Raw genomic sequence first — 24684 nt, 5'->3', positions numbered from 1 at the left:
GAAACCTATTTCAATGGCGCGGTTGAGACCGCCAGCGGCGGCAGGTTGGCTTTGGCAGCAGCCTCCTGCAGCGCCGCCACCTCTTTGGCGTGGAACGGAACCCCGGTGCGGCGATGCTTTGCTTCCAGCCGGCGCTCGCGTTCACCGGGCATGATCACCTCGTCGAAACCCTCCGCGGTCGGGTTGGCGTGCACGCGTTGCGCCAGCGTATCCATACGCTGCAAATATTCGTCGCGGCTGACGAACAAATCGGGCCTCATCGCCATGATGAAATGACCGACGTTCTGCGGCTTGTCATATTCCTCAAAATGATTGCGCACGTCACCGCCGAACGCCGCACCGGAAATCACGCCACCCATCACGTCCATTAGCATCGCCAGTGCCGACCCCTTCGGGCCGCCGATCGGCTGCACCGTACCGCCATCCAGCGCAACGTTCGGGTCGGTGGTCTGACGGCCCTTGGCATCGAGCGCATAACCGAGCGGAATCGTCTCGCCGCGCCGCGCCGCACGCCGGATTTTTCCGCGCGCGGCGACCGCCGGCGACATATCAAGATCGAACGGCGTTTCCTTGCCCGCAGGCGCGGCCACTGCGATCGGGCTGGTGCCGAGCAGACCGACACGACCGCCCCATGGCGGCATCGCCTTGGAGGCATTGGTGAAGACGATACCGATATAGCCGGCGTCCATCGCTTGCAGCGCGTAATTGCAGGCCGCCCCGAAATGCGTGCTGCGGCGCGCCGAGACGATGCCGACGCCGAACTCGCGCGCCATATCGATCGCCTCCGCCATCGCCTTGGTCGCAACCACGAAGCCGAACGCATCCTGGCCGTCGAGCGAGCCGACCATCGGGGTGACGCGCTCCACTTTCAAATTCGGCCGCGGATTGATCAACCCGCGCCGCACGCGATCGAGATAATGCGGCAGCGTCTGCAACCCATGGGTATCGACGCCACGCAAATCCGCTTTCACCAGGCAGCGCGCAACTGTCGCCGCGTCTTCCTCCGGCAAATCATGCGCGACGAGAAGCCTGCGGCCAAACGTTTCCGCCGCCTCTTCGTCAACGTAAAGCGGGCCCTGTATCGTTTCGGCATTTGCCTGATCTTTTGATCTCATCGCTATCCGCTTTATTGCCGCTCAACTGCCTGCTCAACTACCATTCAATCCGTGGGCCTCGGGGAAGAACATGTCCTTCCACGACGCTGGCTTCTTCTTGATACGTCCGACCTCGTGCATGAAGTCGACGACCTTCATCACGTTGATCGGCGTCGTGGTATACTCGACGTCCGGATCGGCCACCATTTTTTCCAGCGCATCGAGCGCGATCTTGTCCTTGGTCACATCAAGGTAGATCTGCCCGGCCTCGCGCGGATGCGCCTTGATGAACGTATCAGCCTCCTCGAACGCGGCAACCATCGCGGCGCATAATTTCGGATTGGCGTCGTGGAATTTCTTGCTGGTCAGAAGCACGCCGTTGGTGTGCTTGGCGCCGAGCGTGTCATACGACTTGAGCACCTGATGAATGCCGGGCGTCGCGAGTTCGTAATAATAAAACGGCGCGCTGGCGAAATGCGCGTCGATCTCCGACTGGTTTGACATCAGCGCGGCCGCGGCATCGGCGTGCGAGCGCGTGATGGTGATGGAATCGAGCTTGTTGTAATGCTCCGGCCCCCAGATCTTGGCTGACTCCATTTCCAGCGCGATAGCGTGGCCGGTCAGCTTGACCGCCGGCAGTGCGATCTTGTCCTTGTCGGTGAAGTCCGCGATGGTCTTGATGGCAGGATTGCGCGTCACCAACACGTAAGGCATCGACTGCATCGCGATCAGTGCGCGCACTTCCTGCGGCGTGCCGATCGTTTTGTCCCAAACTGTCGCCAGCGTCGGAATGCCCGGCCCGATGAAATCGGCTTGTCCCGCCAGCAAAGCATCGAGATCGGCCGCGGGCCCGGCGCGCTGGCTCCATTCCGCTTCGACGTCGATTCCTGATGCCTTGGCGTTCTTCTCCAGGAGACGCTGGGCTTCAATGACGATCATCGGCAAATACGGCAGACCGAATTGCCGCGACACCCGCACCTTCGCAACTTCAGCCTGAACGCTACCGGCAACGAGTAACCCTGCGAGCGCAACGCCGACAATTTTGAGCAAGGTCCTCATGTCGCGGAAATCTCGCGGACTTGTTTTGCCTTCTCATTCATGGCGGCAAAGAGGAACTGGATGTCGGTTCCGGTCGAAATCATCCGCGCGCCCATGGCGATGAATTCGGCCGCCAGTTTCGGCTTGGTCGAGAGACCGCCGACGCCGACATGCTTGCCGTGCTTGCGGCAGGCTTCGATGGTCCGCGCATAGGCCTCGCGCACCTTGGGATGCTCATGCTGGCCGGCGAGCCCGAGATCAGCCAGCAGATCATTGACACCGACCAGCACCATGTCGACGCCCTCGACAGCGGCGATCTCGTCAGCTTTGTCCACGGCCTCGGCACATTCGAACTGCACGATGACCATGGTGGCGTCGTTGATGGCGGCATTGGCTTCAGCGGTCGGAAACGGACGATACTCCAGATGCGGCAACGCACCGCCGGCACCGCGCTCGCCGAGCGGGGCGAATTTCGCCGCTTTCACCACTGCACGCGCTTCCGCAGCGGATCGAACGCCGGGCGCGATGACGCCGAGCGCGCCGGCATCGAGCACCCGCTGGATATATTCCGGCGTATTGGCAGGCAGTCGGACCATCGGCGCAACACCGACATGCAGCGCCGCCTGACAGATCTGCCCCGTGGCCTCCAGCGTCAGCGTCGAATGTTCGAGATCGATATAGATCATGTCGAAACCGGCAGTGGCGGCGAGGCGCACGATCTCGACCCCGCGCACGAGGCGAACGGTGATGGACGCAACGACCTCGTCACGCGCCAGTTTCTCCTTGACGATGTTGCGGACGACCTCGCTCGCCTTCACCCGATCAACTCCTTGAATGCCGTCACTTCGGATCCGGCAACGTGATCGCCAGCATCACATTGCTGTAGCTCTTGCCGTGAATGTCCTGCGCCAGCGAAATCGTGACACCACCGGCCAGCGCATTCTCGATCACGAAATTGAACGCCTTGAGATTGCGCAGGGGATAGCGCCGGATCGGCCCCTTGGCGATACGGGCAAACGCGTCCGCGACGCGTTCGACGGTCAGCTCGCGCTCGAGGAATTCCCAGTGTTTGGCGTCGTAGCAGATCACCGAGATATTGGACGTATTGCCCTTGTCGCCGGCACGCGAATGGGCAAGGTCATAGACGCGAACGCTCATAGCGTGCCCTCCACGACCACCTGCGGGTTGACCATGCTCTTGGGCAGCAGCACGGATTTGACCGCGAGGACGTCGCGCACCCGCGGCTCGCAGGCACCGCCTGCCCCGCCCGGTCCGTGCATGTGCAGGGCGCGAACCTCAAAACCGATCGCATGCGCCGCCTTGCGGTTATGGGTGCGGCCAGCCATCCGCAAGCGCACTTCGTAGGGCTCGGGCCGACTCTCCAGGTTATCGTGCAGGCTCGACATGCCGATCAGGTCGACGCGGAAGTCGTCGTAGGTGAAGCCCTGGAGTTTGAGCCGCTCCTTGACAATCTCGGCGGCCCATTTGGCACGCGCGACCGCATCGATGCCGCCATAGGACACCTCGCCCTCGCCGATATAGCCGTCGGCATAGCCGACATTGACCTTATAGGTCGGCGTCGCCGGCCGCGCCGTGGCATTGGTGACGCGCACGCGGTCGGAAGCTTCCTGCGTCAGCGCAATGGTGGAGATGTCGAGCACACAATCCGGCGTGATGTAGGCGGTCGGATCGTGGATTTCGTAGATCAGTTGCTCGGTGCAGGTCATGACATCGAGCCGGCCGCCGGAACCGGGCGTCTTGCTGATCACGATCGATCCATCGGCCTTCACATCCGCAAACGGAAAGCCGTTGCGGGCCAAATCCGGCACGTCCTTTTTGCCGGGCCAGCCGAAGCAGCCGCCGGTCACGGACGCCGTGCATTCCAGCAGGTGACCGGCCGCGGTGCCTTGCGCGATCTTGGGCAGATCGTCATAGGCCCAGCCGAACTCGTGCATCATCGGCGCCAGGAACAAGGACGGATCGGCGACGCGACCAGACAGCACGATCGGCGCGCCGGTGTTGAGCGCTTCGCACACCACGTCGGCGCCGAGATAAGCATTGGCAGAAATCATCTTAGGGACGATCGATTCCAGCGGTTCACCGTTTTCGATCAGGCGCAAGTCGCCCTTGTGCTTGACCAGGCTCGAGACGTCGTCGCCGAGCACAACCGCGACCGCAACATCGCCGAGACCGAGGTCGACGGCTTCCTTCCGTGCCGCGCGGGCGCCACCGACCGGATTGGCCGCGCCCATGTTGCTGACGATGCGGATTTTCTTCTCGATGCAGGCCGGCAGCACCATCCGCAGGCGTGCGTGCAGAGACGGCGCATAGCCCTGCTCGGGATCCTTGCTGCGCGACAGGTTTTCCCGCGACACGGTTCGTTCGGCGAGACATTCGAAGACGAGGTAATCGATATCGCCCCGTTCGGCCAGTTCCAGTGCGGGCAGCATCCGGTCGTCAGATGTTCCCGCGCCGGAGCCGACACGCACCGTGTCCTTCGAGCTCATGGGGGCGTTTCCTCGTGTTATTTTCTATTTTGAAAGCGAGTTTGGGCGCCAGAGGTCAACCGCGTCCAATCAGGACCTTGGCATAGTCCATAAGCTCTGCTTATGTCCGATGAGGTCAACGGTAAAAGCCTTCGCACACCATGAACTTGCGGCATATGGAGGTGTTCCACGCCATTATGCGGACCGGATCGGTCACTGGGGCTGCGCGCGCGCTCAACGTCACGCAGCCGGCGGTCAGTGCCATCCTCAAGCACTGCGAAGGCCAGCTCAAGATGAAGCTGTTCGCGCGTGTATCCGGCCGGTTGCAGCCGACGGCCGAAGCGAAAGCGATCTTTCCGGAAATCGACGCGATTTTCGGCCGGGTCGACGCGGTCAACGCCCTGACGCAAGACCTGGTCGGCGGCCGCCTCGGAACGCTGTCGGTTGCAGCCGCCTTCCCGATTGCCAATGGCTATCTGGCCAAGGCGGTGGCGACCTTCGTCGTCGAGCGGCCCAATGTGCGTGTCGCGCTTCAATCGCTGACCTCGCCGCAGGTGCTCGACCGGGTGGTCCATCGCGAGGTCGAACTGGGGATCGCTTATGAGCCGGTCGTCAGTTCGGAAGTCGAAACCAAAGTGCTGATGCGCACCGGCATCGCCTGCGTGATGGCGGCGGGCCATCCGCTCGCCCGCCGCAAGGAAGTCGCGGTGCCTGATCTGGAACCCTATTCGATCATCACCTACCTGCCGCAGGCGCTGTCGCGCATCTATGTCGACCGCGCGCTGAGCGCCGCCGGGATCGTGCCCAATATTGTCGCGCAGGTGAGCCTGTCGCTGACCGGTATCATGCTGGCGCGCCACGGCGCCGGTGTCGCACTGGTGGAACCCTTGCTGGTGGCGTCGATGGGCCTGCCGGGCGTCGTGACGCGGCCGCTGAAGCCGCGCATCGACGTCAAAACCCTGCTGATCCGGCACAAGACGGCGCCACAATCGAAAATCATGAACGAATTCGTCGGTCATCTCGGCCGGGTGATCGCCGCCGAGCCAAGCCAATAGACAGGGTTATGGAAACCGGCCAAATTGTTATTGGACAGTTATGACCTAGTGTAGCGAAGTCTCAATAAAAAGAAGTCCTCGGGAGGATAGCGGATGACGGGTGGACCAGCACTCGCGCCAAAGACGGCCCCGGACACGGCAAGAATGAAGCCGGCGCTATCAGCGCCGCGTGGCCGCGCCGTGCCTGACAGCGAGGCCGGCCGGCCGCTGCTCGACGTCCGTGGCGTGACCATGCGCTACAAGACGCAAGCCCACCTGATCACCGCAACCTACCGCGTCAGCTTCAGCGTGCTGCAAGGCGATCGCTTTGTCGTGGTTGGTCCGTCCGGTTGCGGCAAGTCCACCCTGCTCAAGGCGGTCGGTGGTTACTTAAGCCCGACCGAAGGCGAGATCACCTTGAAGGGTAAGCCGGTCACCAGCCCCGGTCCAGACCGGATGATGGTGTTCCAGGAGTTCGACCAGTTGCTGCCGTGGAAGACGGTACTTGAGAACGTCACCTTTCCGCTCAAGACCACCGGAGCATTGCGCGGCAAGCAGGCGACCGATCGCGCCATGCAATATCTCGAAAAGGTCAAGCTCGCCGATTTTGCCCATAGCTATCCGCACACCCTGTCCGGCGGCATGAAACAACGCGTCGCGATCGCACGCGGCATGGCGATGGAGCCGGATATTCTGCTGATGGACGAACCGTTCGCGGCGCTCGACGCACTGACGCGATCGCGCATGCAGGACGAGTTGTTATCGCTGTGGGACGAAACCCGCTTCACCGTGCTGTTCGTGACGCACTCGATTCCCGAGGCGATCAAGCTCGGCAACCGCATTCTGTTGCTGTCGCCGCATCCGGGCCAGGTCAAGGCCGAGATCAACAGCGTGCCGCGCGGCGAGGAAAATTCCAACGAAGCCGCCGCTCTCGGGCGCGAAATTCACGAGATGCTGTTCGCCGACCAGATCAAGAAGGCTCCCAATGCTTCAGGCGACTGACCGTCCGAATATCTACTGCGAAACGCTGGGACCCGATCAGTTCGGCATCATCGAGAAGCCGCTGACGCTTGCCGAGCAGATCTATAACAAGGCCTGGCTGCGCAAGGTCATGATCCTCGTCGTATTGGCGCTGGCCTGGGAAATCTACGGCCGATGGCTGGACAATCCGCTGCTGGTGCCGCCGTTCAGCGCCGCGGTCCACGCGCTGATTACCGACGTCGCCAACGGCATCATCCCAAGCCGCGCTTTAAGCTCGATCGAAGTGCTGCTGGTCGGCTTTGCCATCGGCACGGTCCTCGCCGGCTTTTTGACGGTGTTCGCCATCAGTACCAAGATCGGCACCGACTTCCTCGATACCATGACCGCGATGTTCAACCCCTTGCCGGCGATTGCGCTGTTGCCGCTGGCGCTGATCTGGTTCGGCCTCGGCAATGGCAGCTTGATCTTCGTGCTGGTTCATTCGGTGACGTGGGCGGTTTCGCTCAACATGCTCGCCGGTTTCCGTGGCGTATCGACGACCGCGCGCATGGTCGGCCGCAACTACAATCTAAGAGGTTTGCGTTTCGTTTGCCTGATTCTGATTCCGGCGGCGTTTCCGAGCATTCTGGCCGGCCTCAAGATCGGCTGGGCCTTTGCCTGGCGCACGCTGATCGCGGCCGAACTCGTGTTCGGCGTCTCGTCCGGTCAGGGCGGGCTTGGCTGGTACATCTTCGAGAGCAAGAACCAGCTCGATATTCCCGAGGTTTTCGCCGGCTTGCTCACCATCATCCTCATTGGACTCGCGGTCGAGAACGGGGTGTTTCGCCTGATCGAAGCCCGGACCGTTCAGCGCTGGGGCATGCAGACGTAATGACGGCCCCGCGAAGTCAGAAAACTCTCATGTTGCACCGGCGCAGCTTCTGCAAGGCGCTCGCCGCCGCGCCCATTGCCTTGGCGTCGCCGATGCTGATGCGATCGTCTTTCGCGGACGAAGTATCGAGCATTGTGATTATCAGCCAGACAGGGCTGCCCTATCTGCCGCTGATGGTGATGGATGCGCTTGCCCTTGTGCAAAAACACGCGGGTCAGCTCGGCATTGCCACGATCAAGCCGGAATATAAAAGCTTAGGGGGCACGCAGTCGCTGATCGATGCGCTGTTGAGCCGGCAAATGGATTTCGGCGTCACGGGCGTGCCGAGCCTCGCCACGCTGTGGGACAAAACCGCCGGCACACCGAACGAAGTCCGCGCGCTGTCGGCGGTGCAATCGATGCCGTTCATGCTGGTGACCAACAAGCCCGAGATCAAGACGATCAAGGACTTTACAAATCAGGACAAGATCGCGGTTCCGGCCATCAAAGTATCGAGCCAGGCGATCTGCCTGCAAATGGCGGCTGCGAAAGAATGGGGCGACGACCAATACGCCAAGCTGGATGCCTACACGATCACACGCTCGCACCCGGACGCAGCGCTCTCGATCATGGCGAAAACCGAAATCGACACCCACTATTCGGTCGCGCCTTATTACTATTACGAACTCGCAACCGCAGGCGTGCACAACGTGCTGAAATCCTATGATACGCTGGGCGGTCCCGCCACCAATGGCGTGATGCTCATGAGCAAGAAATTCCGCGACGCCAATCCGAAGGTGACGCAGGCCGTCAATGCCGCGCTGTCCGAGGCGCACGAATTCATCAACAAGAACCCGGGCGACGCCGCGCAGATCTACATCAAGACCACCAGCGAGAAGCGCAGCAATCAGGAAGAAATGACCAGGTTCATTTCCGATCCCGACAACATCTGGACCACCACGCCGCAACAAACCATGACCTTTGCCGGCTTCATGCATAAGGTCGGCACCATGAAACGACAGCCTTCATCGTGGAAGGACCTGTACATGCCCGAATGCCATGAACTCGCGGGTAGCTGAAGACGGATCCCGCACAATACTGAGCGCCTAGGAGACGATAAATGAAGATATATGTGCTTGATGCATTTCACCTCAGCGGCGTCGAATTGGCCGAAAAGCAGGCGGAAGTCATCCGGTGGGACGACCCGAGAGCCAAGAATTGGCACGAAGACGCCGATGGACTGATGGTTCGCGGCAAGAAGGTTGCTGCCGAAGACATGGCGCGCGCCAAAAAGCTGCGCGTCATCTCCAAGCAAGGCGTCGGGCTCGACAACATCGACCTGGAGGCCGCAAAGGCCCACGGAATTGCGGTGTGCAGAACGCCAGGCGTTAACAGCGAGGCAGTTGCGGAAATGGCGTTGTCGCTGGGGCTCAGCGTGGTGCGGCGCGTGACCGAATTCGACCGGATGACGAGAGCCGACGGCAAGGTTCAGCGCGCGAATTTCCTGGGCTACGAGTCCTGGCAGAAGACGGTCGGCATTGTCGGCATGGGCAATATCGGGACTCTAGTTGCGCGCAAATGGCGCGGTGCGTTCGACGCCAAAATCATTGGCTATGATCCTTACGTTCCGGCGAACCGCTGGTCTGAGCTGCCGCACAAGCGGGCCGTTTCGCTCGAAGAAATGCTGCCGCAGGTCGATATCCTGTCGCTGCATTTGCCGCTGACTCCCGAAAGCCGCAACATGATCGACGCCACCAGGCTGGCGCTGATGAAGCCGAGCGCGATCGTGGTGAACACTTCGCGCGGCGGCATTGTCAATGAAGCTGCACTCTATCAGGCGATCTCATCCGGAAAATTATTCGGCGCCGGTTTCGATGTGTTCGAGGTCGAGCCGCCGACCTCGGACCATCCGCTGATGTCGCTGCCAACGTTTGTAGGAACGCCACACGCGGCCGCCGGTACGATCGAAACCCAGGCGCGCAGTTCCATGCTGGCAGCCTCGCAGCTACTTGAAGCACTGGCGGGCGGTCAGCCGCTCGGCCAAGTCGCTTGAGAAGCGGCTTAGAACTGGCCTGAGGGAAGCGTCATGGCGGCTGCGAACGAATTAGCCCATCCGATCAAGCAACGCCTGCAAGCGGGCGATGTCGCGCTCGGCATGCCGGTGCGGCTTTCACGCTCCGGCGACATTGCCCGCATCGCCAAATCCACGGGGCACGACTTTCTTTTTATCGACTGCCAGCATTCGCTGTTCAATCTCGAGACCATCGGCCACATCACCAGCACGGCGATGTCGTGCGGGATTGCGCCCTTGGTGCGCGTACGCGGCATCAACGATCCCGACGTATCGCTGCTATTGGATAACGGCGCGATGGGAATCGTCTATCCCGATATCAACACGGCCCAAGAGGCACAACGCGCGGTCGATGCCTGCAAGTTCGCACCCGTTGGCAAGCGCTCGGTCAGCGGCGGCTATCCGCATTTCGATTATCGTTCGATGCCGCTGGCTACTTGTGTGCCGCAGCTCAACGACAATTGCCTGCTGGTATGCATGATCGAGACAGTCGAGGGCTTGAACAACGTCGAAGCCATCGCCGCAGTGAAGGGCGTCGACGTCCTGCATGTCGGCAGCAACGATCTGCTGGCCAATATGGGCAAGCCTGGAAAATTCGACGACCCGGCACTGGTCGCCGCGCAAGAGCGGGTGATCGCCGCCTGTCGCAACAACGGCATCTTTGCCGGCTGCGGCGGAAATCGCGATCCGGCGCGTCAACTCGAGCTGATCCAGAAGGGTTGTCGGTTCATCACGACGCAGTCGGATATCGGCTTCCTGTCGGCCGCTGCCTCCGCATGGACCACGAAGATTCGCGACGGCCTCAAGTGACGGCCGATGCCGTCATTCCGGGGCGCGAAGCGAACCCGGAATCTCGAGATTCCGGGTGTGGTCCGGAGCCTGTCATCGGGCGCGCATTCGCGCGACCCGTTGAGACCATCCCGGAATGACCAGTTTTACAGCTCCCGCAGCGCGTTGAACTGCGCGACATAGCCGGACGCGTCGATCCGCACGCCGATGACAGTGGTCTTTTTGGTCTTCAGCGCGCTGGAGAGCGCGTTGCTGAAGGCCTGTTCGGTTTCAACCGTCACGCCGTCGGCGCCGAACGACTGCGCCAGCTTTTCCCAATCGACACCGCCGAGCGCGACGCCGTTGCGTGGAATACCCTTGATCTCCTGCTTGACGCGAATGAGCCCGATCTCGCGGTCGTCGAACACGATCACGATGATCGGCAGGTTCTCGATCTGCGCAGTCTGCAATTCCGCAACCGTCATCAGGAAACCGCCGTCACCGGTGAACGCCACCACCGGCCGGTCCGGAAAGGCCATGCGCGCGGCGAGCGCGCCGGGCACCGCATAGCCCATCGAGGCCAGACCGTTGGAGGTGAGGAATTCGCGCGGACCGTAGGATTCCCATTTCTGCACCACCAGCAACCGGCTGGCGCCGGCATCGCAGGTCGCAATCGTATCGCGCGGCAGGATCGCGCGCGCGACTTCCATGGTTCGTTGTGGCGACAGACCTGTGGCTGGCGTGTTGAGGGCATCACGCACTTCGCTACGGAACGTCCTGGCGGACTTCTCGCCCCAGTTGGTGCCTTCGGGCGCCCATTCCGCCAACCCCGCGAGCAGCGCCTTGAGGTCGCCGATGATTTCCGGATCGGCCGGCACCAGCGCATCCGTGCTCGGGACCGAGGCCAGCGACAGCACCGGCAGCGTATAGGGCCAGGGCTTGGGTTGCAGCTCGACCGCATCGAGGCCGATGGTGATGATGAGGTCGGATTCCGTCACCAGCTTACGCTCGATCAAGCCGCCGATGATGCAGCCGGCACGCAACGGATGATCTTCAGGGATCATGCCCTTGCACTTGGTGGTGGTGAGCACCGGCGCGCCCAGCCGTTCGGCGAATTTGACGAACTCCGCCGATGCGCCGCACCAGTAGACGCCCATGCCGGCGATCAGGATCGGCCGCTTGGCACTGTTCAGCATGTCGAGCGCCGGCTTCAAGTCAACGCGGTCGGGACGAGACGTAATCCAGTTCGGCATCAGCGGTGGCTCGGAAACATAGTCGCCGGCTTCGCGCGTGGTCTCGCTCTGGGGAAACTCGAAATGCACCGGGCCCGGCGGCGTCGCGGTCGCCGTGCGCATGGCACGCCGCACCTGCTGGCGCACGGTCTTGGCGTCGACGACGGTGCTCCACTTCACGATCGGTTCGTAGATCGCCTGCTGGTTGATGCGCTGGCGCAAACCGGTCTCGAAGGTCGAGCGCGAATACGTGTCGGTGATCGCGATCAGCGGCGAGCGATCGAGGAAGGCGTGCGCCACGCCGTTGACCATGTTGGCCGCACCGGGGCCGCGGGTGGAAAGGCATATTCCGGGACTGCCGGTGAGATCGCCCCAGGTCGCAGCCAGCATCGCGCCGGCGACTTCCTGCTTCATGAGGAGAAACCGCATCTGTCGCTGGCGTGCCGCTTCCATCAGTTCCACCGATTCACCGCCGGGGTGGCCGACAATGAAGGGCGTGCCGGCGTCCCTGAACGCCGCGGCGAGCACTTCGACAGTGGTGGTCATGGCAAACGTCTCCCGAATATTTTCTTCTGTTGCCGCCACCATGGCAGAACTCTCCGGGGTTTCCAACTGCGGGCAGCAGCGACGCCAATAGCTATATCGCTGTCATCCATTACTATACTAATACGCTCTTTCCCGCCGATTTCGTTCTCTCATGGACCCGCTTCATCCGGGCAAGAGTTGATCACCACCGTTGACCGGCCGCACGAACCGCCGCACCATGGACGCGTTCTCGTTGCTCTTACTGGTTGCCGGGTGCAGGGTTGACCGATCTTTCAAATCGTCAGACCGAGATCTTGAACATCGCACGCGGCCAGGGCCGCGTGATGGTGGAGGATCTTGCGCGGCGCTTCGAGGTTTCGGCGCAGACCATCCGGAAAGATCTCAACGATCTCTGCGATCACCACGTGCTGACGCGCATTCACGGCGGCGCCATCATCGCCTCCGGCGTCGAAAACCTCGCTTATGAGGCGCGCCGCTTCGTCGCCGCCGAGGAGAAGAAGGCGATCGGTGCGGCGGCAGCAAGCCTGATCCCCAACGGCTGTTCGCTGTTCATCAATATCGGCACCACCACCGAAGAGGTGGCGAGCGCGCTGACCTCGCATGAAGATCTGCTGGTTATCACCAACAACCTCAATGTCGCGATGCTGCTGTATCGCTATCCGCGCATTGAGGTGATCGTGGCGGGCGGCGCCGTGCGCCGTGCCGACGGCGCCGTGATCGGCTCGACTGCGACCAGCCTGATCGAACAGTTCAAGGTCGACTATGCCATCATCGGTGCGTCCGCGATCGACGAGGACGGCGCGCTGCTCGATTTCGATTATCGCGAAGTGCAGGCGGCGCAGGCCATCATCTCCAACGCGCGAAGCGTGATGCTGGTCGCGGACTCCACGAAATTCCGTCGCAGCGCGCCGGTTCGCATCGCCGATATCAGCCAGATCAACACCTTTATCACCGACGTGGCGCTGCCGGCGCGGGTCGCCGAGATTTGCCGGGCGCGCGACATCCAGGTGATCGAGGCGTTGCCGGGATCGCTCGAAGCCGACGAGCCCGACACCGAGCTTCCCCCGGCCGCGACGTCGGTGCGCTGATTTCACGAGAACAAAGCTGGAAAACGGACCATCCGTGTTGCTTTCGCATTTAGTTGTGATTTAATCGAAAACGAAAGTAAAATCGCCAATCTCAACAGGCGAGCCGGGGAAGCGCTTGGATCGGATTTTCGACCTCTTGATCATCGGAGGCGGCGTCAACGGCTGCGGAATCGCGCGCGACGCTGTCGGACGGGGCAATTCGGTTTTTCTTTGTGAAATGAACGACTTGGCGAGTGGGACGTCGTCCTGGTCGACCAAGCTCGTGCACGGCGGCCTGCGCTATCTCGAATATTATGAGTTCCGGCTGGTCCGCGAGGCGCTGATCGAGCGAGAGATCCTCTGGGGAATCGCGCCGCACATCATCCGCCCGCTTCGGTTCGTACTGCCCCATCACGACGGGCTTCGCCCGGCCTGGCTGCTGCGGCTCGGCCTCTTTCTCTATGACCACATCGGCGGCCGGCATCGGCTGCCGCCGACGCGATCGGTCGATCTTTCCCGTGACGAAGTCGGAAATCCGCTGGTTCCGAACCGCTACACCAAAGGCTTCGAATATTCCGACTGCTTCGTCGACGATGCGCGGCTGGTGGCGCTCACGGCGCGCGATGCCGCCAACCGCGGCGCGGAGATTCGCACCCGCACCCGCGCGGTCGAAATCCGCCAGGTCGACGGCATCTGGGAAGTCACCCTCGAAAATACCTTGAGCGGCGAACGCTCGACGGTTCGCGCGCGCGTCCTCGTCAATGCCGGCGGGCCATGGGTCGAGCAGGTGCTGGCGGCGGGATCGAGCGTCAATGCGCGGGCCAAGGTGCGGCTGGTGCAGGGCTCCCACATCGTGGTGCGTAAACTCTACGATCACGACCGCGCCTACATGTTCCAGAACAGCGACGGCCGCATCGTTTTCGTGATTCCCTATCAGGACGACTTCACGCTGATCGGCACCACCGATCGCGATTATCACGGCGATCCGTCCAAGGTGAAGGCGACCACCGAAGAGATCGAATATCTCTGCGCCTCCGTCAGCGAATATCTGGCAAAGCCGGTCAAGCCTGCCGACGTGGTGTGGGACTATGCCGGCGTTCGCCCGCTCTATGATGACGGCGCCAGCGAAGCCAAGGCCGCGACGCGTGAGTATGTGTTCGAGCTCGATCTGCCCGGCGGCGCGCCGCTGCTGTCGATCTATGGCGGCAAGATCACAACCCATCGGCGTCTGGCCGAAGAAGCGCTGGGAAAACTCGCTCCCTATCTGAAAGGCGACGAGGCGCGCGAAGGCTGGACGGGCAAGGCGCCGCTACCCGGCGGCGATATGGACGTCTCGGCCATCCCGGCCCTGTCAGCGGAACTGATGCGCGACTATCCGTTTCTCAGCGCGCCTCATGCCAACCGGCTCGCGCACGCCTATGGCACGCGCGCCGTCAAGCAATTGGGTACCGCGAAGACGCTTGCCGAACTTGGCAAAGCATTCGGCGCGAGCTTGACCGAGGCCGAAGTCAAATACTTGATTTCGGAGGAATGGGCCTGCACCGCCGAAGACATCGTCTGGCGGCGATCCAAGCTCGGCCTGCGTCTGACGCCGGAAGAGATCGCAGCCCTCGATCTCTGGATTGCCGCCCAGCAAATCTCCTCGAAGACTCTCATGACCGGAGCGGGAGGGCAACCATGAGCGTTGAACTTGTCAGTGTCTCGCGGTCGGTCGATGGCGTCGCCGCCATTCGCGACGTCACGCTCAAGCTCGAGCGCGGCACCTTGAGCGTTCTGTTGGGGCCGACGCTGTCCGGCAAGACCTCGATCATGCGATTACTCGCCGGTCTCGACAAACCAACCTCGGGCCGGGTCCTTGTCGATGGCAAGGACGTGACCGGCGCCGACGTGCGGCAGCGTTCGGTCGCGATGGTCTATCAGCAATTCATCAATTACCCCTCGTTCACGGTCTACGAGAATATCGCTTCTCCGTTGCGGGTGCAGGGCAAGCCCAAGAACGAAATCGAAACGCGGGTGCGAGAGGCCGCGCGGCTTCTTAAGCTCGAGCCATATCTCGACCGCACGCCGCTGCAACTTTCCGGCGGTCAGCAACAACGCACCGCAATCGCCCGCGCGCTGGTCAAGGGCGCCGACCTGGTACTGCTCGATGAGCCGCTCGCCAATCTCGATTACAAGCTGCGCGAGGAACTTCGCACCGAGTTGCCGCGTATCTTTGAGGCATCCGGCGCAATCTTTGTCTATGCAACGACCGAACCGTCAGAAGCCTTGTTGCTCGGCGGACGCACCATTTGCATGTGGGAGGGCGAGGCGCTGCAGGCCGGCGAGACACCGCTGGTCTATCGCCGCCCCGACACGTTGCGCGTTGCGCAAGTGTTTTCCGATCCGCCGCTGAACATCGTCGGTATCGAAAAGAAAAACGGCTCCGTGCAATATGCCGGCGGCATCGCGGCGCCCGCGGGTGGACTTTACGCCGGCCTTGCCGATGGCGCCTACCGGGTCGGCTTCCGCGCCCATCAATTGGAGATTGCCAACGGCATCCCCGGCCGCCACGCGTTTCATGCCACCGTGACCGTGACGGAAATCACCGGCTCGGAAAGTTTCGTGCATCTCAATCGCGATGCCTCCAACTGGGTCGCCGTGCTGCCGGGCGTGCACGAATACCAGCCCGGACATGTGCTCGATGCCGTGCTCGATCCGGACAATGTCTTTGTGTTCGATGCGGCGGGCCGTCTCGTCGCATCGCCGAGTGCCGTAGCGTTTTCAAGCGAAGTGCCCGGCGGTTCGCGTGAAGAAAACGCGTCAACGAGAAATACGTGAGGTGAAGCATGGCGCGCATTGACCTCGTCGACCTCGCGCATTCCTACGGCGGCAACGATGCGCCCGGAGAAACCTTCGCGCTGAAGCCGGTGACGATGACATGGCGGCGCGGCGGCGCCTATGCGCTGCTCGGACCGTCCGGCTGCGGCAAGACCACGCTGTTGAACCTGATCTCCGGCATCGTCACACCGTCGCGCGGCAAGATCCTGTTCGACGGCGTCGACATCACGACGCAGTCCACGCGGGAGCGCAACATCGCGCAGGTGTTCCAATTCCCCGTGATCTACGACACCATGACGGTCGGGCAAAATCTCGCGTTTCCGCTGAAAAATCGCGGCATGCCGAAAGCTGCGATTGATGCGCGGGTGAAGGAAATCGCGGCGCTCATGGACCTCACGCCGTATCTATCGCGTAAAGCGCTGCGTCTCACCGCCGACGCCAAACAGAAAATCTCGCTCGGCCGCGGCCTCGTGCGCTCCGATGTTGCTGCTGTTTTGTTCGACGAGCCGCTGACGGTAATCGACCCCGAACTGAAATGGCAATTGCGGTCGAAACTGAAGGCGCTGCACCGCGACCTCGATCTGACCATGATCTATGTGACCCACGACCAGACCGAGGCGCTGACGTTCGCCGATACGGTCGTCGTGATGCATGATGGCCGGGTGGTGCAGAGCGGAACGCCGGCCGACCTGTTCGACCGACCGGCCCATACGTTTGTCGGCTATTTCATCGGCTCGCCCGGCATGAACATCGTGCCCGCCGAGGTCAAGGGACGGCAGGCGCGGATCGACGGCCACACCATTGCGCTCGAACGCAGCTACGACCGCTTGCCGGCGGGCGCCAAGATCGAAATCGGCGTGCGGCCGGAATTTGTCCAGGTCGTCGCCCCTGCTCCCGACCTCCTGGCCGCCAATATCGAGCGCATCGACGATCTCGGCCGCGTTCGCTTTGCCCATGTCCGGGTTGGCGACACCAGATTCTCCGCGAAAGTGCCGCCTGGATTTTCGGTTCCTGGTAACAGCGCTGGCTTGGTGTTCGATCCATCTCGCGTGCACATTTATGCCGACAGTCTCCTGGTCGAGGGTGAGGCTTGATGGACAAGACCGTCAACCAGAAAGCCTGGCTTTTGGTAGCACCGGTGTTTCTGGTGGTCGCGTTCTCCGCGATCCTGCCGTTGATGACGGTGGTGAACTATTCGATGCAGGACACCTTCGGCAACAACCAGTTCTTCTGGAACGGTGTCGGCTGGTTCAAGGAATTGCTCGATCCCTCAAGCGACCTCGGCGAAAGATTTTTCGCCTCGCTCTGGCGGAACCTGTTCTTCTCTTTTGTGATCCTGGCGATCGAAGTGCCGCTCGGCATCGTGGTCGCGCTGTCGATGCCGCGGCAAGGCTGGAGCGTGGCCGCCTGCCTCGTGACCCTGGCATTACCGCTTCTGATTCCCTGGAATGTGGTCGGAACGATCTGGCAGATCTTCGGCCGCCCGGATATCGGCCTGCTCGGCTATACGCTGAACCACATCGGGATCAACTATAATTACGTCTCCAACGAATTCGATGCCTGGGCCACCGTCATCGTGATGGACGTCTGGCACTGGACCAGCCTCGTGGCGCTGTTGTGCTACGCCGGGCTGAAGTCGATTCCGGAAGCCTATTACCAGGCCGCCCAGATCGACGGCGCATCGCGCTGGGCGGTGTTTACCGCGATTCAACTGCCGAAGATGAAACGCGTGCTGCTGATCGCGGTTCTGCTGCGCTTCATGGACAGCTTCATGATCTATACCGAGCCGTTCGTCGTCACCGGCGGCGGACCGGGCAATTCGACCACGTTCATATCGATCGAACTGGTCAAGATCGCGCTTGGGCAGTTCGACCTCGGCAAGGCGGCGGCGCTTTCGCTGGTCTACAACCTGATCATCATCATCGTTTGCTGGGTGTTCTACACCGTGATGACCAACGCCGGCGCCGAACGCCGCCCGGCTAAGGAGGCGGTGTGATGCATTCGATCCCCGGCCGCCGCCTGATCCTGTCGCTGTTTTTGGTGTTTCTGCTGCTGCCGATCTACTGGCTGGTCAATATGAGCCTGAAGACCAATGTCGAGATCGTCTCGACCATGAACCTGTGGCCGCACGATCCGACGCTCGCCAATTACGTCCGCATCTTCACCGACGAGAGCTGGTATTCCGGCTATATCAACTCGCTAAAATATGTCGTCATCAACACCGTGATCTCGATCTCGGTCGCGTTACCCGCGGCCTACGCGTTCTCGCGCTATCGTTTTCTCGGCGACAAGCACCTGTTCTTCTGGCTGTTGTCGAACCGGATGGCGCCGGCCGCGGTCTACGCGCTGCCGTTCTTCAATCTCTATTCCGCGATCGGCCTGTTCGATACGCCGTGGGCGGTGGCCCTGGCGCATTGCATCTTCAATGTCCCGCTCGCGGTGTGGATCCTGGAAGGATTCGTCTCCGGCGTGCCGCGCGAGATCGACGAGACCGCGTTCCTCGACGGCTATTCGTTCCCGCGCTTCTTCATCAAGATCCTGATGCCGCTGATCGCGAGCGGCATCGGCGTCGCGGCCTTCTTCTGCTTCATGTTCTCATGGGTCGAGTTGTTGCTGGCGCGGACGCTGACCTCAGTAGACGCCAAGCCGATCTCGGCCGTGATGACCCGGACCGTCTCGGCCGCCGGCATGGATTGGGGCCTGCTGGCCGCCGCCGGCGTCTTGACCATTATTCCCGGCGCGCTCGTGATCTGGTTTGTCCGCAACTATATCGCGCGCGGTTTTGCGCTCGGCAGGGTGTAGGAGAGCTCATGATCCCGAAAAGTGTGAAGCAGTTTTCGGACCAGATCATGCGCAAGGAGTAGAGCCATGGAAAGCCTCGCATGGATGGCCTGGACGCTGCCAACCGCGATCTTTTTTGTGCTGCTGGCAATGACGCTCGCCGTCATGACCTGGTTGGCCATCGCCTATCCCGAAGCCGAACGGGTCGGAATCCTTCGGATTCCGACCACGCGCGGCGATCGCCTGTTCATTTCGCTGATCATGGCCGCGGTCATTCATCTCGCCTGGATCGGCTTTGTCGGCACCGACACAGTTGCGACGCTGCCGGTCGGAGAAGGAATCGAATTGTCGAGCCTATGGTTCGCCACCGCAATTTCGTTTGTTTCAGCGGCTGCGATCTTCCGCACCGTCTGAAGGAAGCGAAAAAGAGCAGATCCGGGATCAACCTGGACCTGAATTAATTGTCAGTTGCTGCAACGGAGGAAGCATCATGCGACACGTGGAGACAAGGAAGAGTCCTGCAAGGACACGCATCCTGATGATGACAAGCGCGGTGGCGCTGATGGCGGCGTCGGCCGCGATCAACTCACCGGCTTTCGCGGACGAAGCTGCCGCCAAGAAGTGGATCGACAGCGAATTTCAACCGTCGACGCTATCCAAAGACGACCAGATGAAGGAGATGCAGTGGTTCATCAAGGCCGCTGCACCCTACAAGGGGATGGAGATCAACGCGGTCTCCGAAACGCTGACCGTGCACGAATATGAATCCAAGACGCTGGCGAAAGCGTTCGAGGAAATTACCGGCATCAAGGTCAGGCACGACATCATCCAGGAAGGTGACGTCGTTGAAAAGATCCAGACCCAAATGCAATCCGGCAAGAACGTCTACGATGCCTGGATCAACGATTCCGACTTCATCGGAACGCATTTCCGCTACGGTCAGGCTGTCGACCTGACGGAATGGATGGCGGGCGAAGGTAAGGACGTCACCAACCCCGGCCTCGACGTCAATGACTTCATCGGCAAGTCGTTCACGACCGCGCCGAACGGCCATCTCTACCAGTTGCCGGACCAGCAATTCGCGAACCTCTATTGGTTCCGCTACGACTGGTTCTCCAATCCGGACTACAAGGCCAAGTTCAAAGCCAAATATGGCTACGACCTCGGCGTTCCCGTGAACTGGTCGGCATACGAGGACATCGCCGAGTTCTTCACCAACGACATCAAGGAAATCAACGGCGTCCGCATCTACGGCCACATGGATTACGGCAAGAAGGATCCCTCGCTCGGCTGGCGATTCACCGATGCGTGGCTCTCGATGGCCGGCAATGGTGACCGTGGCATTCCCAACGGACTTCCCGTCGACGAATGGGGCATCCGCATGGAAGGCTGCCGCCCCGTAGGCTCGTCGGTCGAGCGCGGCGGCGACGTCAATGGTCCGGCAGCGGTCTACTCGATCGTCAAATATCTCGACTGGATGAAAAAATATGCCCCGCCGCAGGCGCAAGGCATGACCTTCTCCGAATCGGGACCGGTGCCGGCGCAAGGCAATATCGCGCAGCAGATATTCTGGTACACCGCCTTCACCGCCGACATGGTGAAGCCGGGTCTTGCCGTGATGAACGCGGACGGCACGCCGAAGTGGCGTATGGCGCCCTCGCCGCACGGCTCGTACTGGAAGGAAGGAATGAAGCTCGGCTATCAGGACGTCGGCTCGGTGACGCTGTTGAAGTCGACTCCGATCGATCGCCGCAAGGCAGCCTGGCTCTACCAACAGTTCATCGTCTCCAAGACGGTGTCCTTGAAGAAGAGCCATGTCGGCCTCACCTTCATCCGTGAGTCCGATATCTGGGACAAGTCGTTCACCGAACGTGCGCCGAAACTCGGCGGCCTGATCGAGTTCTACCGCTCGCCGGCGCGTGTGCAGTGGACCCCGACCGGCAACAACGTGCCGGATTATCCGAAGCTTGCGCAATTGTGGTGGCAGAACATCGGCGATGCGTCGTCCGGTGCGAAGACGCCGCAAGCCGCGATGGATTCGCTCGCAGCAGCTCAGGACTCGGTGATGGAGCGTCTTGAGAAGTCCGGCGTCCAGGGCGCCTGCGGACCCAAGCTGAACAAGAAGGAGAGCGCGGAATACTGGTTCGCGAAATCCGCCAAGGACGGCAACATCGCGCCCCAGCGCAAGCTGGCGAACGAGAAGCCGAAGGGCGAAACCGTCGACTACGACACGCTGATCAAGTCGTGGCCGGCCTCGCCGCCGAAGCGGGCGTCGCTGAACTGAGGCGCAGGCGTGTCCCGGACGCGATGCGGCGCGCTTGTGGCGCATCGCGGAGCCTGGACCTGAACGTCGCCGAAGAGTAGGCCCCGGATCAGCAGCGCACCGCGCCGCAAAAGGCGCCGCGCTGCGCAGCGTGGGGGAATGCCAACAACCAAGGGCCGGGAGCAATCCCGGCCCTTTTTCGTTTGAGCGGTTGACTTCAAGGCGCGCGACAGGTTCGGATCATCTCGCCCCGCTTGCGGGAAGAGGTCGGCGCAAAGCGCCGGGTGAGGGGGAATCTCCGCGAGTCCAACTCGTGGAAGAGCCCCCCACCCCAACCCTCTCCCCGTGAAGAACGGGGAGAGGGAGAAACTGCGACTTCGGAGTAGACACATGCGCATGATCTTTCGCTGCGATCCGGCATTGGCTGATCATCTGCCGCGACCGGCTTCAGCACGCGGCGGCCTGCCGGACTGGTTGCGCGCGATGCCGGCCAAGGCGCATTCGGACGTCCACGGCCGTGACATCCGCACCGTCAAACAATGCCCACCCTTTGTCGATGCCATGGCCTACGGCGTCTTGATTCCGCTGCCCTGCGACGTCAGCGTCGAGCGAGGTTCGTTTTCGTGGGCCTGGGATATTCCGGAGCCCAAGACATCTGGCCACCCGCGCGCGCCTTTGAGCTTTCATGTGCCCTCGCAGTTCGTTGGCGCGCCGTTTGCGCGGGGCGAACAGGCCGCGATCAAGTTCAACAGCTTCTGGACCATCGAACTCGAACGCGGATGGTCGTTGTTTGCAACCCATCCGGTCAACCGCGACGATCTTCCGTTTCGTCTGATCACGGGCCTGGTGGACGCCGACCTCTTCCACGACGGCGGCATCAATTTTCCGGCAATCTGGACCGAGCCGAATTTTTCCGGCGTGCTGCCGAAAGGCACGCCGGTGGCGCAGGTCTTTGCGGTGCCGCGCACGGCACTCGAACTGGAATTTGCAAGCTTCGATGAGCCGCACCAGCAGGCATATGAGAAGACCCTCGCGCTGGTTCTCGAAAGCCCCAACGTCTACAGGAAGCATTTTCGCGCGCGGCGCGGACGAGCGTGATTGCCGGCCGACAACATCTCTACTTGCTCACCTTCCGCATCACGCTTTCGACATAGACAGATTTAGCGTCGGTATAAGCCTCGCGATCTGTCTGGTATTCAACAGCAAGCCGCTTTTTGAACCGCTCGTAAGTTGCGGATTCGTCGGGGTGAGCGCGCAAATAATCCCTAAATGCCAATCGGTGCCACAGCTCACCAGTTGGCTCGGTGATATGCACCTGATGGGAACGTTTTGAACCAAAGGGCGGCATGCCTTTGACGAAAAACATTCGGTCCTTCTTTAGATTGTCGGCCCAGTAGATGTAGTCGAGTTTTTGAAGCGCTTCGACGAACGTGGCCCGCGCAGCAGCCAACGACCGGACCGCGATCAGGATATCTATGATGGGCTTGGCAGCCAGGCCAGGAATCGCAGTACTTCCGAAATGCTCCAGCCCCACGATCAGCGATGGATCAAGGGCGGCCCGTAAGCGCGCGGCCTCTTCGTTGAACAAGAAAGCCCATCGGGGATCATAATCGACGATCTCGATTTCATCCATGTGAGCTCATTCTTCATCGAGTACGCGGCGAAGTGAAGCCCCGCTGAGCCACAGGCCGCCATGCGATGCCGAAGTCAGCGCCATCGCGATTTGGCCGAAGCTCGAAGGCCGCAAGCGATAGGCTTGTGTGTAAGCGCGCATGGCCTCATCGAGATCGCCTGCTTCCTGAAGCACGACGCCAAGATTGAAGGTTGCTTCTGCATGATCGGGTTTGAGATCGATCGCCTTGCGATAGGCGATAGCCGCACCCGCATCATCGCGCAAATCCTGCCTGACAAGGCCGAGATCGAACCAGACCGACGCCGGCACTTCCGTTTGCGTGGCGCGTTCCAGGAGTTTTGCCGCAAGCGCGATCTCGCCATCCTCCCATGCGAGCCGGCCCAATCTTGCAGCCGCTTCGACGTGACCCGGAACGGCGTCAAGGATCGCATTCCAGGCTTGTCGCGCTTGCGGCCGAAGGCCGGCCTGATCGAGCGTGCGCGCTTTTTCGGCAAACGCCTCGCGTTGCGGCGCAAGCGCGATTGCCTGATCCAGATGCGACAGCGCGCGGTCGAAATCTCCGGCCGCCCTCGCAAGGCGCGCCGCCAGGAGTCGCGCAGACGCATTGTCGGGCCGCTGGACGAGGCTGGTTTCGACGTATCCGCGCGCCGCCTCGGTCTCGCCTGAGGCAAACAGCACGGCTGCCAGCAGATGGCTCAGCATCGACTCGCCCGGTGAGCGGATCAGGCCTTGTTCGCAGAGTACCCTCGCCTCGTCGCGCCGGCCCGCATTGAAGGCTGCGGTTGCGCGGCGAACGATGTCTTCGGAAGACTGGGCCATACGGACAGATTAGAACAAAAGACAAGCCATTGCGAAGCGGCCTTCGGCCCAATAAATCACCGGAGAAAGCGATCGGCCCGCATCGGCAAATAAGGAAGACAGAGCTGTGACTGATATTCTCGAACTCGGCCTCGACACATTCGGCGACGTTACGAACAATGAGGATGGAAAGGCCAAGACCCACGCGCAGGTCATTCGCGACGTGATCGACGAAGCGGTGCTGGCCGACGAAGTCGGTGTCGATTTCATCGGGCTTGGTGAGCATCATCGCGCCGATTTCGCGATCTCTTCGCCGGAAATCATATTGGCCGCGATCGCAGGAAGAACGAGACGTATCCGATTGGGATCTGCCGTGACCGTGCTCAGTTCGGACGATCCGATCCGCGTCTTTCAGCGATTTGCCACGCTCGATGCGGCATCCGATGGCCGTGCCGAGGTCATTCTCGGACGCGGCTCCTTCACCGAGTCTTTCCCACTGTTCGGATACGAGCTCAGCCAATATGAAACGCTGTTCGAGGAGAAGCTCGATCTGTTTGCAGAATTGATCAAACAGCAGCCGATCACCTGGAAGGGTACGACGCGGCCGCCTCTGAGGGATCAGCGCGTGTTTCCGCGAGTTGATTCCGCGCCCTTGAAAACCTGGGTTGGTGTCGGCGGAAGTCCGCAATCGGTGATCCGCGCGGCAAAATACGGGATGCCGCTGATGCTGGCGATCATCGGCGGAGATCCCAACCGCTTCAAACCTTACGTCGACCTTTATCTCCAGGCCCTCGGCCAACTCGGCAAGCCGGTGTTGCCCATTGGCGTCCACTCCCACGGCTATATTTCCAATTCGGACGAACAGGCGCGCGATGAGCTGTGGCCCGACTATAAAGTCATGCGCGACCGTATCGGCGCGGAGCGCGGCTGGCCACCGATGCAACGGGCCGAGTTCGACCGCGAGATCGAGCATGGATCGCTATATGTCGGATCGCCCGAAGCCGTGTCGCGGAAGATCGCAGCGACCGCGAAGGCGCTCGGTCTTTCCAGATTCGACATGAAGTACAGCGCGGGAGCGTTATCCCACGAGCGGATCATGCGCTGCATTTCGCTCTACGGGGAAAAGGTCATTCCTCGTGTACGTGAAATATTGGCCTCGTGAAATATTGGCCTCCTGAAGGACGGCTGCAACGCAGCAAGTCGTTTGACCCGCGGGAGCCATCTC

General features: G+C 61.4%; 24 protein-coding genes. 16 read left to right on the top strand and 8 right to left on the bottom strand.

Annotated features, from left to right (window positions below; all coding sequences use genetic code 11):
- Positions 1-5 precede the first annotated feature (5 nt).
- Genes ABSE61_RS00465 through ABSE61_RS00445 form a run of 5 tightly spaced genes read right to left on the bottom strand, consistent with a single transcriptional unit; the run spans position 6 to position 4639 of the window.
- Positions 6-1115, bottom strand: a complete 1110-nt coding sequence (locus ABSE61_RS00465) for an Ldh family oxidoreductase (protein ID WP_423869084.1) — start codon at positions 1113-1115, stop codon at positions 6-8.
- 33 nt (positions 1116-1148) lie between these two features.
- On the bottom strand, positions 1149-2153 hold the full coding sequence (locus ABSE61_RS00460; protein ID WP_423869083.1) for an ABC transporter substrate-binding protein: 1005 nt from the start codon (positions 2151-2153) through the stop codon (positions 1149-1151).
- Positions 2150-2950, bottom strand: a complete 801-nt coding sequence (locus ABSE61_RS00455; RefSeq protein ID WP_423869082.1) for an HpcH/HpaI aldolase family protein — start codon at positions 2948-2950, stop codon at positions 2150-2152. Before ABSE61_RS00455 ends, ABSE61_RS00460 begins: the two co-directional genes overlap by 4 nt.
- 22 nt (positions 2951-2972) lie before the next feature.
- On the bottom strand, positions 2973-3290 hold the full coding sequence (locus ABSE61_RS00450) for an AtuA-related protein (RefSeq protein ID WP_423869081.1): 318 nt from the start codon (positions 3288-3290) through the stop codon (positions 2973-2975).
- Positions 3287-4639: an acyclic terpene utilization AtuA family protein gene (locus tag ABSE61_RS00445; protein WP_423869080.1), complete on the bottom strand. Its 1353-nt coding sequence runs from the start codon at positions 4637-4639 to the stop codon at positions 3287-3289. The genes ABSE61_RS00450 and ABSE61_RS00445 overlap by 4 nt, the downstream gene beginning before the upstream one ends.
- 140 nt (positions 4640-4779) lie before the next feature.
- Here ABSE61_RS00445 and ABSE61_RS00440 point away from each other — a divergent pair, with 140 nt between their 5' ends.
- The 6 genes from ABSE61_RS00440 (at position 4780) to ABSE61_RS00415 (ending at position 10364) form a co-directional block, all read left to right on the top strand.
- Positions 4780-5673, top strand: coding sequence for a LysR family transcriptional regulator (locus tag ABSE61_RS00440; RefSeq protein ID WP_423869079.1), 894 nt, complete (start codon positions 4780-4782; stop codon positions 5671-5673).
- 144 nt (positions 5674-5817) lie between these two features.
- Positions 5818-6654 (top strand): ABC transporter ATP-binding protein, encoded by an 837-nt coding sequence (locus tag ABSE61_RS00435; protein ID WP_423869352.1) that lies wholly within the window; start codon positions 5818-5820, stop codon positions 6652-6654.
- Positions 6638-7504 (top strand): ABC transporter permease, encoded by an 867-nt coding sequence (locus ABSE61_RS00430; protein ID WP_423869078.1) that lies wholly within the window; start codon positions 6638-6640, stop codon positions 7502-7504. Before ABSE61_RS00435 ends, ABSE61_RS00430 begins: the two co-directional genes overlap by 17 nt.
- 29 nt (positions 7505-7533) lie before the next feature.
- Positions 7534-8562 (top strand): ABC transporter substrate-binding protein, encoded by a 1029-nt coding sequence (locus tag ABSE61_RS00425; protein ID WP_423869077.1) that lies wholly within the window; start codon positions 7534-7536, stop codon positions 8560-8562.
- Between the two features lie 41 nt (positions 8563-8603).
- Entirely contained in the window at positions 8604-9536 is a 933-nt protein-coding gene (locus ABSE61_RS00420) for a hydroxyacid dehydrogenase (protein WP_423869076.1), read from the top strand.
- Between the two features lie 33 nt (positions 9537-9569).
- Positions 9570-10364 carry an HpcH/HpaI aldolase family protein gene (locus tag ABSE61_RS00415; protein ID WP_423869075.1) on the top strand — a complete coding sequence of 265 codons (795 nt, stop codon included), beginning with the start codon at positions 9570-9572 and terminating at the stop codon, positions 10362-10364.
- Between the two features lie 125 nt (positions 10365-10489).
- On the opposite strand, the gene ABSE61_RS00410 is transcribed toward ABSE61_RS00415, so the two are convergent.
- On the bottom strand, positions 10490-12100 hold the full coding sequence (locus tag ABSE61_RS00410) for a thiamine pyrophosphate-binding protein (RefSeq protein WP_423869074.1): 1611 nt from the start codon (positions 12098-12100) through the stop codon (positions 10490-10492).
- A 260-nt stretch (positions 12101-12360) separates the two neighbouring features.
- On the opposite strand from ABSE61_RS00410, the gene ABSE61_RS00405 reads away from it, so the two are divergent.
- The 9 genes from ABSE61_RS00405 to ABSE61_RS00365 all read left to right on the top strand — a co-directional run bounded on the left by ABSE61_RS00405 (position 12361) and on the right by ABSE61_RS00365 (position 22126).
- The gene (locus ABSE61_RS00405; protein WP_423869073.1) at positions 12361-13188 is read left to right on the top strand and encodes a DeoR/GlpR family DNA-binding transcription regulator; all 828 of its coding nucleotides are present in this window, start codon (positions 12361-12363) and stop codon (positions 13186-13188) included.
- Between the two features lie 115 nt (positions 13189-13303).
- The gene (gene glpD / locus ABSE61_RS00400; protein WP_423869072.1) at positions 13304-14848 is read left to right on the top strand and encodes a glycerol-3-phosphate dehydrogenase; all 1545 of its coding nucleotides are present in this window, start codon (positions 13304-13306) and stop codon (positions 14846-14848) included.
- Complete coding sequence (locus ABSE61_RS00395; protein WP_423869071.1) at positions 14845-15984, top strand: ABC transporter ATP-binding protein; 1140 nt, start codon at positions 14845-14847, stop codon at positions 15982-15984. Before glpD ends, ABSE61_RS00395 begins: the two co-directional genes overlap by 4 nt.
- An 8-nt stretch (positions 15985-15992) precedes the next feature.
- A complete protein-coding gene (locus ABSE61_RS00390; RefSeq protein ID WP_423869070.1) occupies positions 15993-17078 on the top strand; it encodes an ABC transporter ATP-binding protein in 1086 nt (361 codons plus the stop codon).
- Positions 17078-17980, top strand: a complete 903-nt coding sequence (locus ABSE61_RS00385) for a carbohydrate ABC transporter permease (protein WP_423869069.1) — start codon at positions 17078-17080, stop codon at positions 17978-17980. Before ABSE61_RS00390 ends, ABSE61_RS00385 begins: the two co-directional genes overlap by 1 nt.
- Positions 17980-18786: a carbohydrate ABC transporter permease gene (locus ABSE61_RS00380; RefSeq protein ID WP_423869068.1), complete on the top strand. Its 807-nt coding sequence runs from the start codon at positions 17980-17982 to the stop codon at positions 18784-18786. Before ABSE61_RS00385 ends, ABSE61_RS00380 begins: the two co-directional genes overlap by 1 nt.
- A gap of 66 nt (positions 18787-18852) precedes the next feature.
- A complete protein-coding gene (locus ABSE61_RS00375) occupies positions 18853-19179 on the top strand; it encodes a DUF2160 domain-containing protein (protein WP_423869067.1) in 327 nt (108 codons plus the stop codon).
- A gap of 76 nt (positions 19180-19255) precedes the next feature.
- Positions 19256-21049 (top strand): ABC transporter substrate-binding protein, encoded by a 1794-nt coding sequence (locus ABSE61_RS00370; protein ID WP_423869066.1) that lies wholly within the window; start codon positions 19256-19258, stop codon positions 21047-21049.
- Between the two features lie 369 nt (positions 21050-21418).
- A complete protein-coding gene (locus tag ABSE61_RS00365) occupies positions 21419-22126 on the top strand; it encodes a hypothetical protein (protein WP_423869065.1) in 708 nt (235 codons plus the stop codon).
- Positions 22127-22145: 19 nt separating this feature from the next.
- Here ABSE61_RS00365 and ABSE61_RS00360 read toward each other — a convergent pair whose 3' ends face one another.
- Positions 22146-22661, bottom strand: coding sequence for a GrpB family protein (locus ABSE61_RS00360; protein ID WP_423869064.1), 516 nt, complete (start codon positions 22659-22661; stop codon positions 22146-22148).
- Positions 22662-22667: 6 nt separating this feature from the next.
- Entirely contained in the window at positions 22668-23480 is an 813-nt protein-coding gene (locus tag ABSE61_RS00355) for a tetratricopeptide repeat protein (RefSeq protein WP_423869063.1), read from the bottom strand.
- A 106-nt stretch (positions 23481-23586) separates the two neighbouring features.
- Between ABSE61_RS00355 and ABSE61_RS00350 the strand changes: the two genes are divergently transcribed.
- Positions 23587-24621: an LLM class flavin-dependent oxidoreductase gene (locus tag ABSE61_RS00350; RefSeq protein ID WP_423869062.1), complete on the top strand. Its 1035-nt coding sequence runs from the start codon at positions 23587-23589 to the stop codon at positions 24619-24621.
- Positions 24622-24684 lie beyond the last annotated feature (63 nt).

The sequence above is a fragment of the Bradyrhizobium sp. genome, from assembly GCF_049519115.1.
In the GTDB taxonomy this organism is placed as follows: domain Bacteria; phylum Pseudomonadota; class Alphaproteobacteria; order Rhizobiales; family Xanthobacteraceae; genus Bradyrhizobium.
The sequence above is the reverse complement of the archived record's forward strand: the minus strand, read 5'-3'. Positions and strand labels throughout refer to the sequence as shown.

Excerpts from the sequence above, each read along its gene's own strand:
- ABSE61_RS00465 (WP_423869084.1), bottom strand. The coding sequence starts at position 1,115 with ATGAGATCAAAAGATCAGGCAAATGCCGAAACGATACAGGGCCCGCTT.
- ABSE61_RS00460 (WP_423869083.1), bottom strand. The coding sequence starts at position 2,153 with ATGAGGACCTTGCTCAAAATTGTCGGCGTTGCGCTCGCAGGGTTACTC.
- ABSE61_RS00450 (WP_423869081.1), bottom strand. The coding sequence starts at position 3,290 with ATGAGCGTTCGCGTCTATGACCTTGCCCATTCGCGTGCCGGCGACAAG.
- ABSE61_RS00445 (WP_423869080.1), bottom strand. The coding sequence starts at position 4,639 with ATGAGCTCGAAGGACACGGTGCGTGTCGGCTCCGGCGCGGGAACATCT.
- ABSE61_RS00440 (WP_423869079.1), top strand. The coding sequence starts at position 4,780 with ATGAACTTGCGGCATATGGAGGTGTTCCACGCCATTATGCGGACCGGA.
- ABSE61_RS00435 (WP_423869352.1), top strand. The coding sequence starts at position 5,818 with ATGAAGCCGGCGCTATCAGCGCCGCGTGGCCGCGCCGTGCCTGACAGC.
- ABSE61_RS00430 (WP_423869078.1), top strand. The coding sequence starts at position 6,638 with ATGCTTCAGGCGACTGACCGTCCGAATATCTACTGCGAAACGCTGGGA.
- ABSE61_RS00425 (WP_423869077.1), top strand. The coding sequence starts at position 7,534 with ATGTTGCACCGGCGCAGCTTCTGCAAGGCGCTCGCCGCCGCGCCCATT.
- ABSE61_RS00420 (WP_423869076.1), top strand. The coding sequence starts at position 8,604 with ATGAAGATATATGTGCTTGATGCATTTCACCTCAGCGGCGTCGAATTG.
- ABSE61_RS00415 (WP_423869075.1), top strand. The coding sequence starts at position 9,570 with ATGGCGGCTGCGAACGAATTAGCCCATCCGATCAAGCAACGCCTGCAA.
- ABSE61_RS00410 (WP_423869074.1), bottom strand. The coding sequence starts at position 12,100 with ATGACCACCACTGTCGAAGTGCTCGCCGCGGCGTTCAGGGACGCCGGC.
- ABSE61_RS00395 (WP_423869071.1), top strand. The coding sequence starts at position 14,845 with ATGAGCGTTGAACTTGTCAGTGTCTCGCGGTCGGTCGATGGCGTCGCC.
- ABSE61_RS00390 (WP_423869070.1), top strand. The coding sequence starts at position 15,993 with ATGGCGCGCATTGACCTCGTCGACCTCGCGCATTCCTACGGCGGCAAC.
- ABSE61_RS00385 (WP_423869069.1), top strand. The coding sequence starts at position 17,078 with ATGGACAAGACCGTCAACCAGAAAGCCTGGCTTTTGGTAGCACCGGTG.
- ABSE61_RS00380 (WP_423869068.1), top strand. The coding sequence starts at position 17,980 with ATGCATTCGATCCCCGGCCGCCGCCTGATCCTGTCGCTGTTTTTGGTG.
- ABSE61_RS00375 (WP_423869067.1), top strand. The coding sequence starts at position 18,853 with ATGGAAAGCCTCGCATGGATGGCCTGGACGCTGCCAACCGCGATCTTT.
- ABSE61_RS00370 (WP_423869066.1), top strand. The coding sequence starts at position 19,256 with ATGCGACACGTGGAGACAAGGAAGAGTCCTGCAAGGACACGCATCCTG.
- ABSE61_RS00365 (WP_423869065.1), top strand. The coding sequence starts at position 21,419 with ATGCGCATGATCTTTCGCTGCGATCCGGCATTGGCTGATCATCTGCCG.
- ABSE61_RS00360 (WP_423869064.1), bottom strand. The coding sequence starts at position 22,661 with ATGGATGAAATCGAGATCGTCGATTATGATCCCCGATGGGCTTTCTTG.
- ABSE61_RS00355 (WP_423869063.1), bottom strand. The coding sequence starts at position 23,480 with ATGGCCCAGTCTTCCGAAGACATCGTTCGCCGCGCAACCGCAGCCTTC.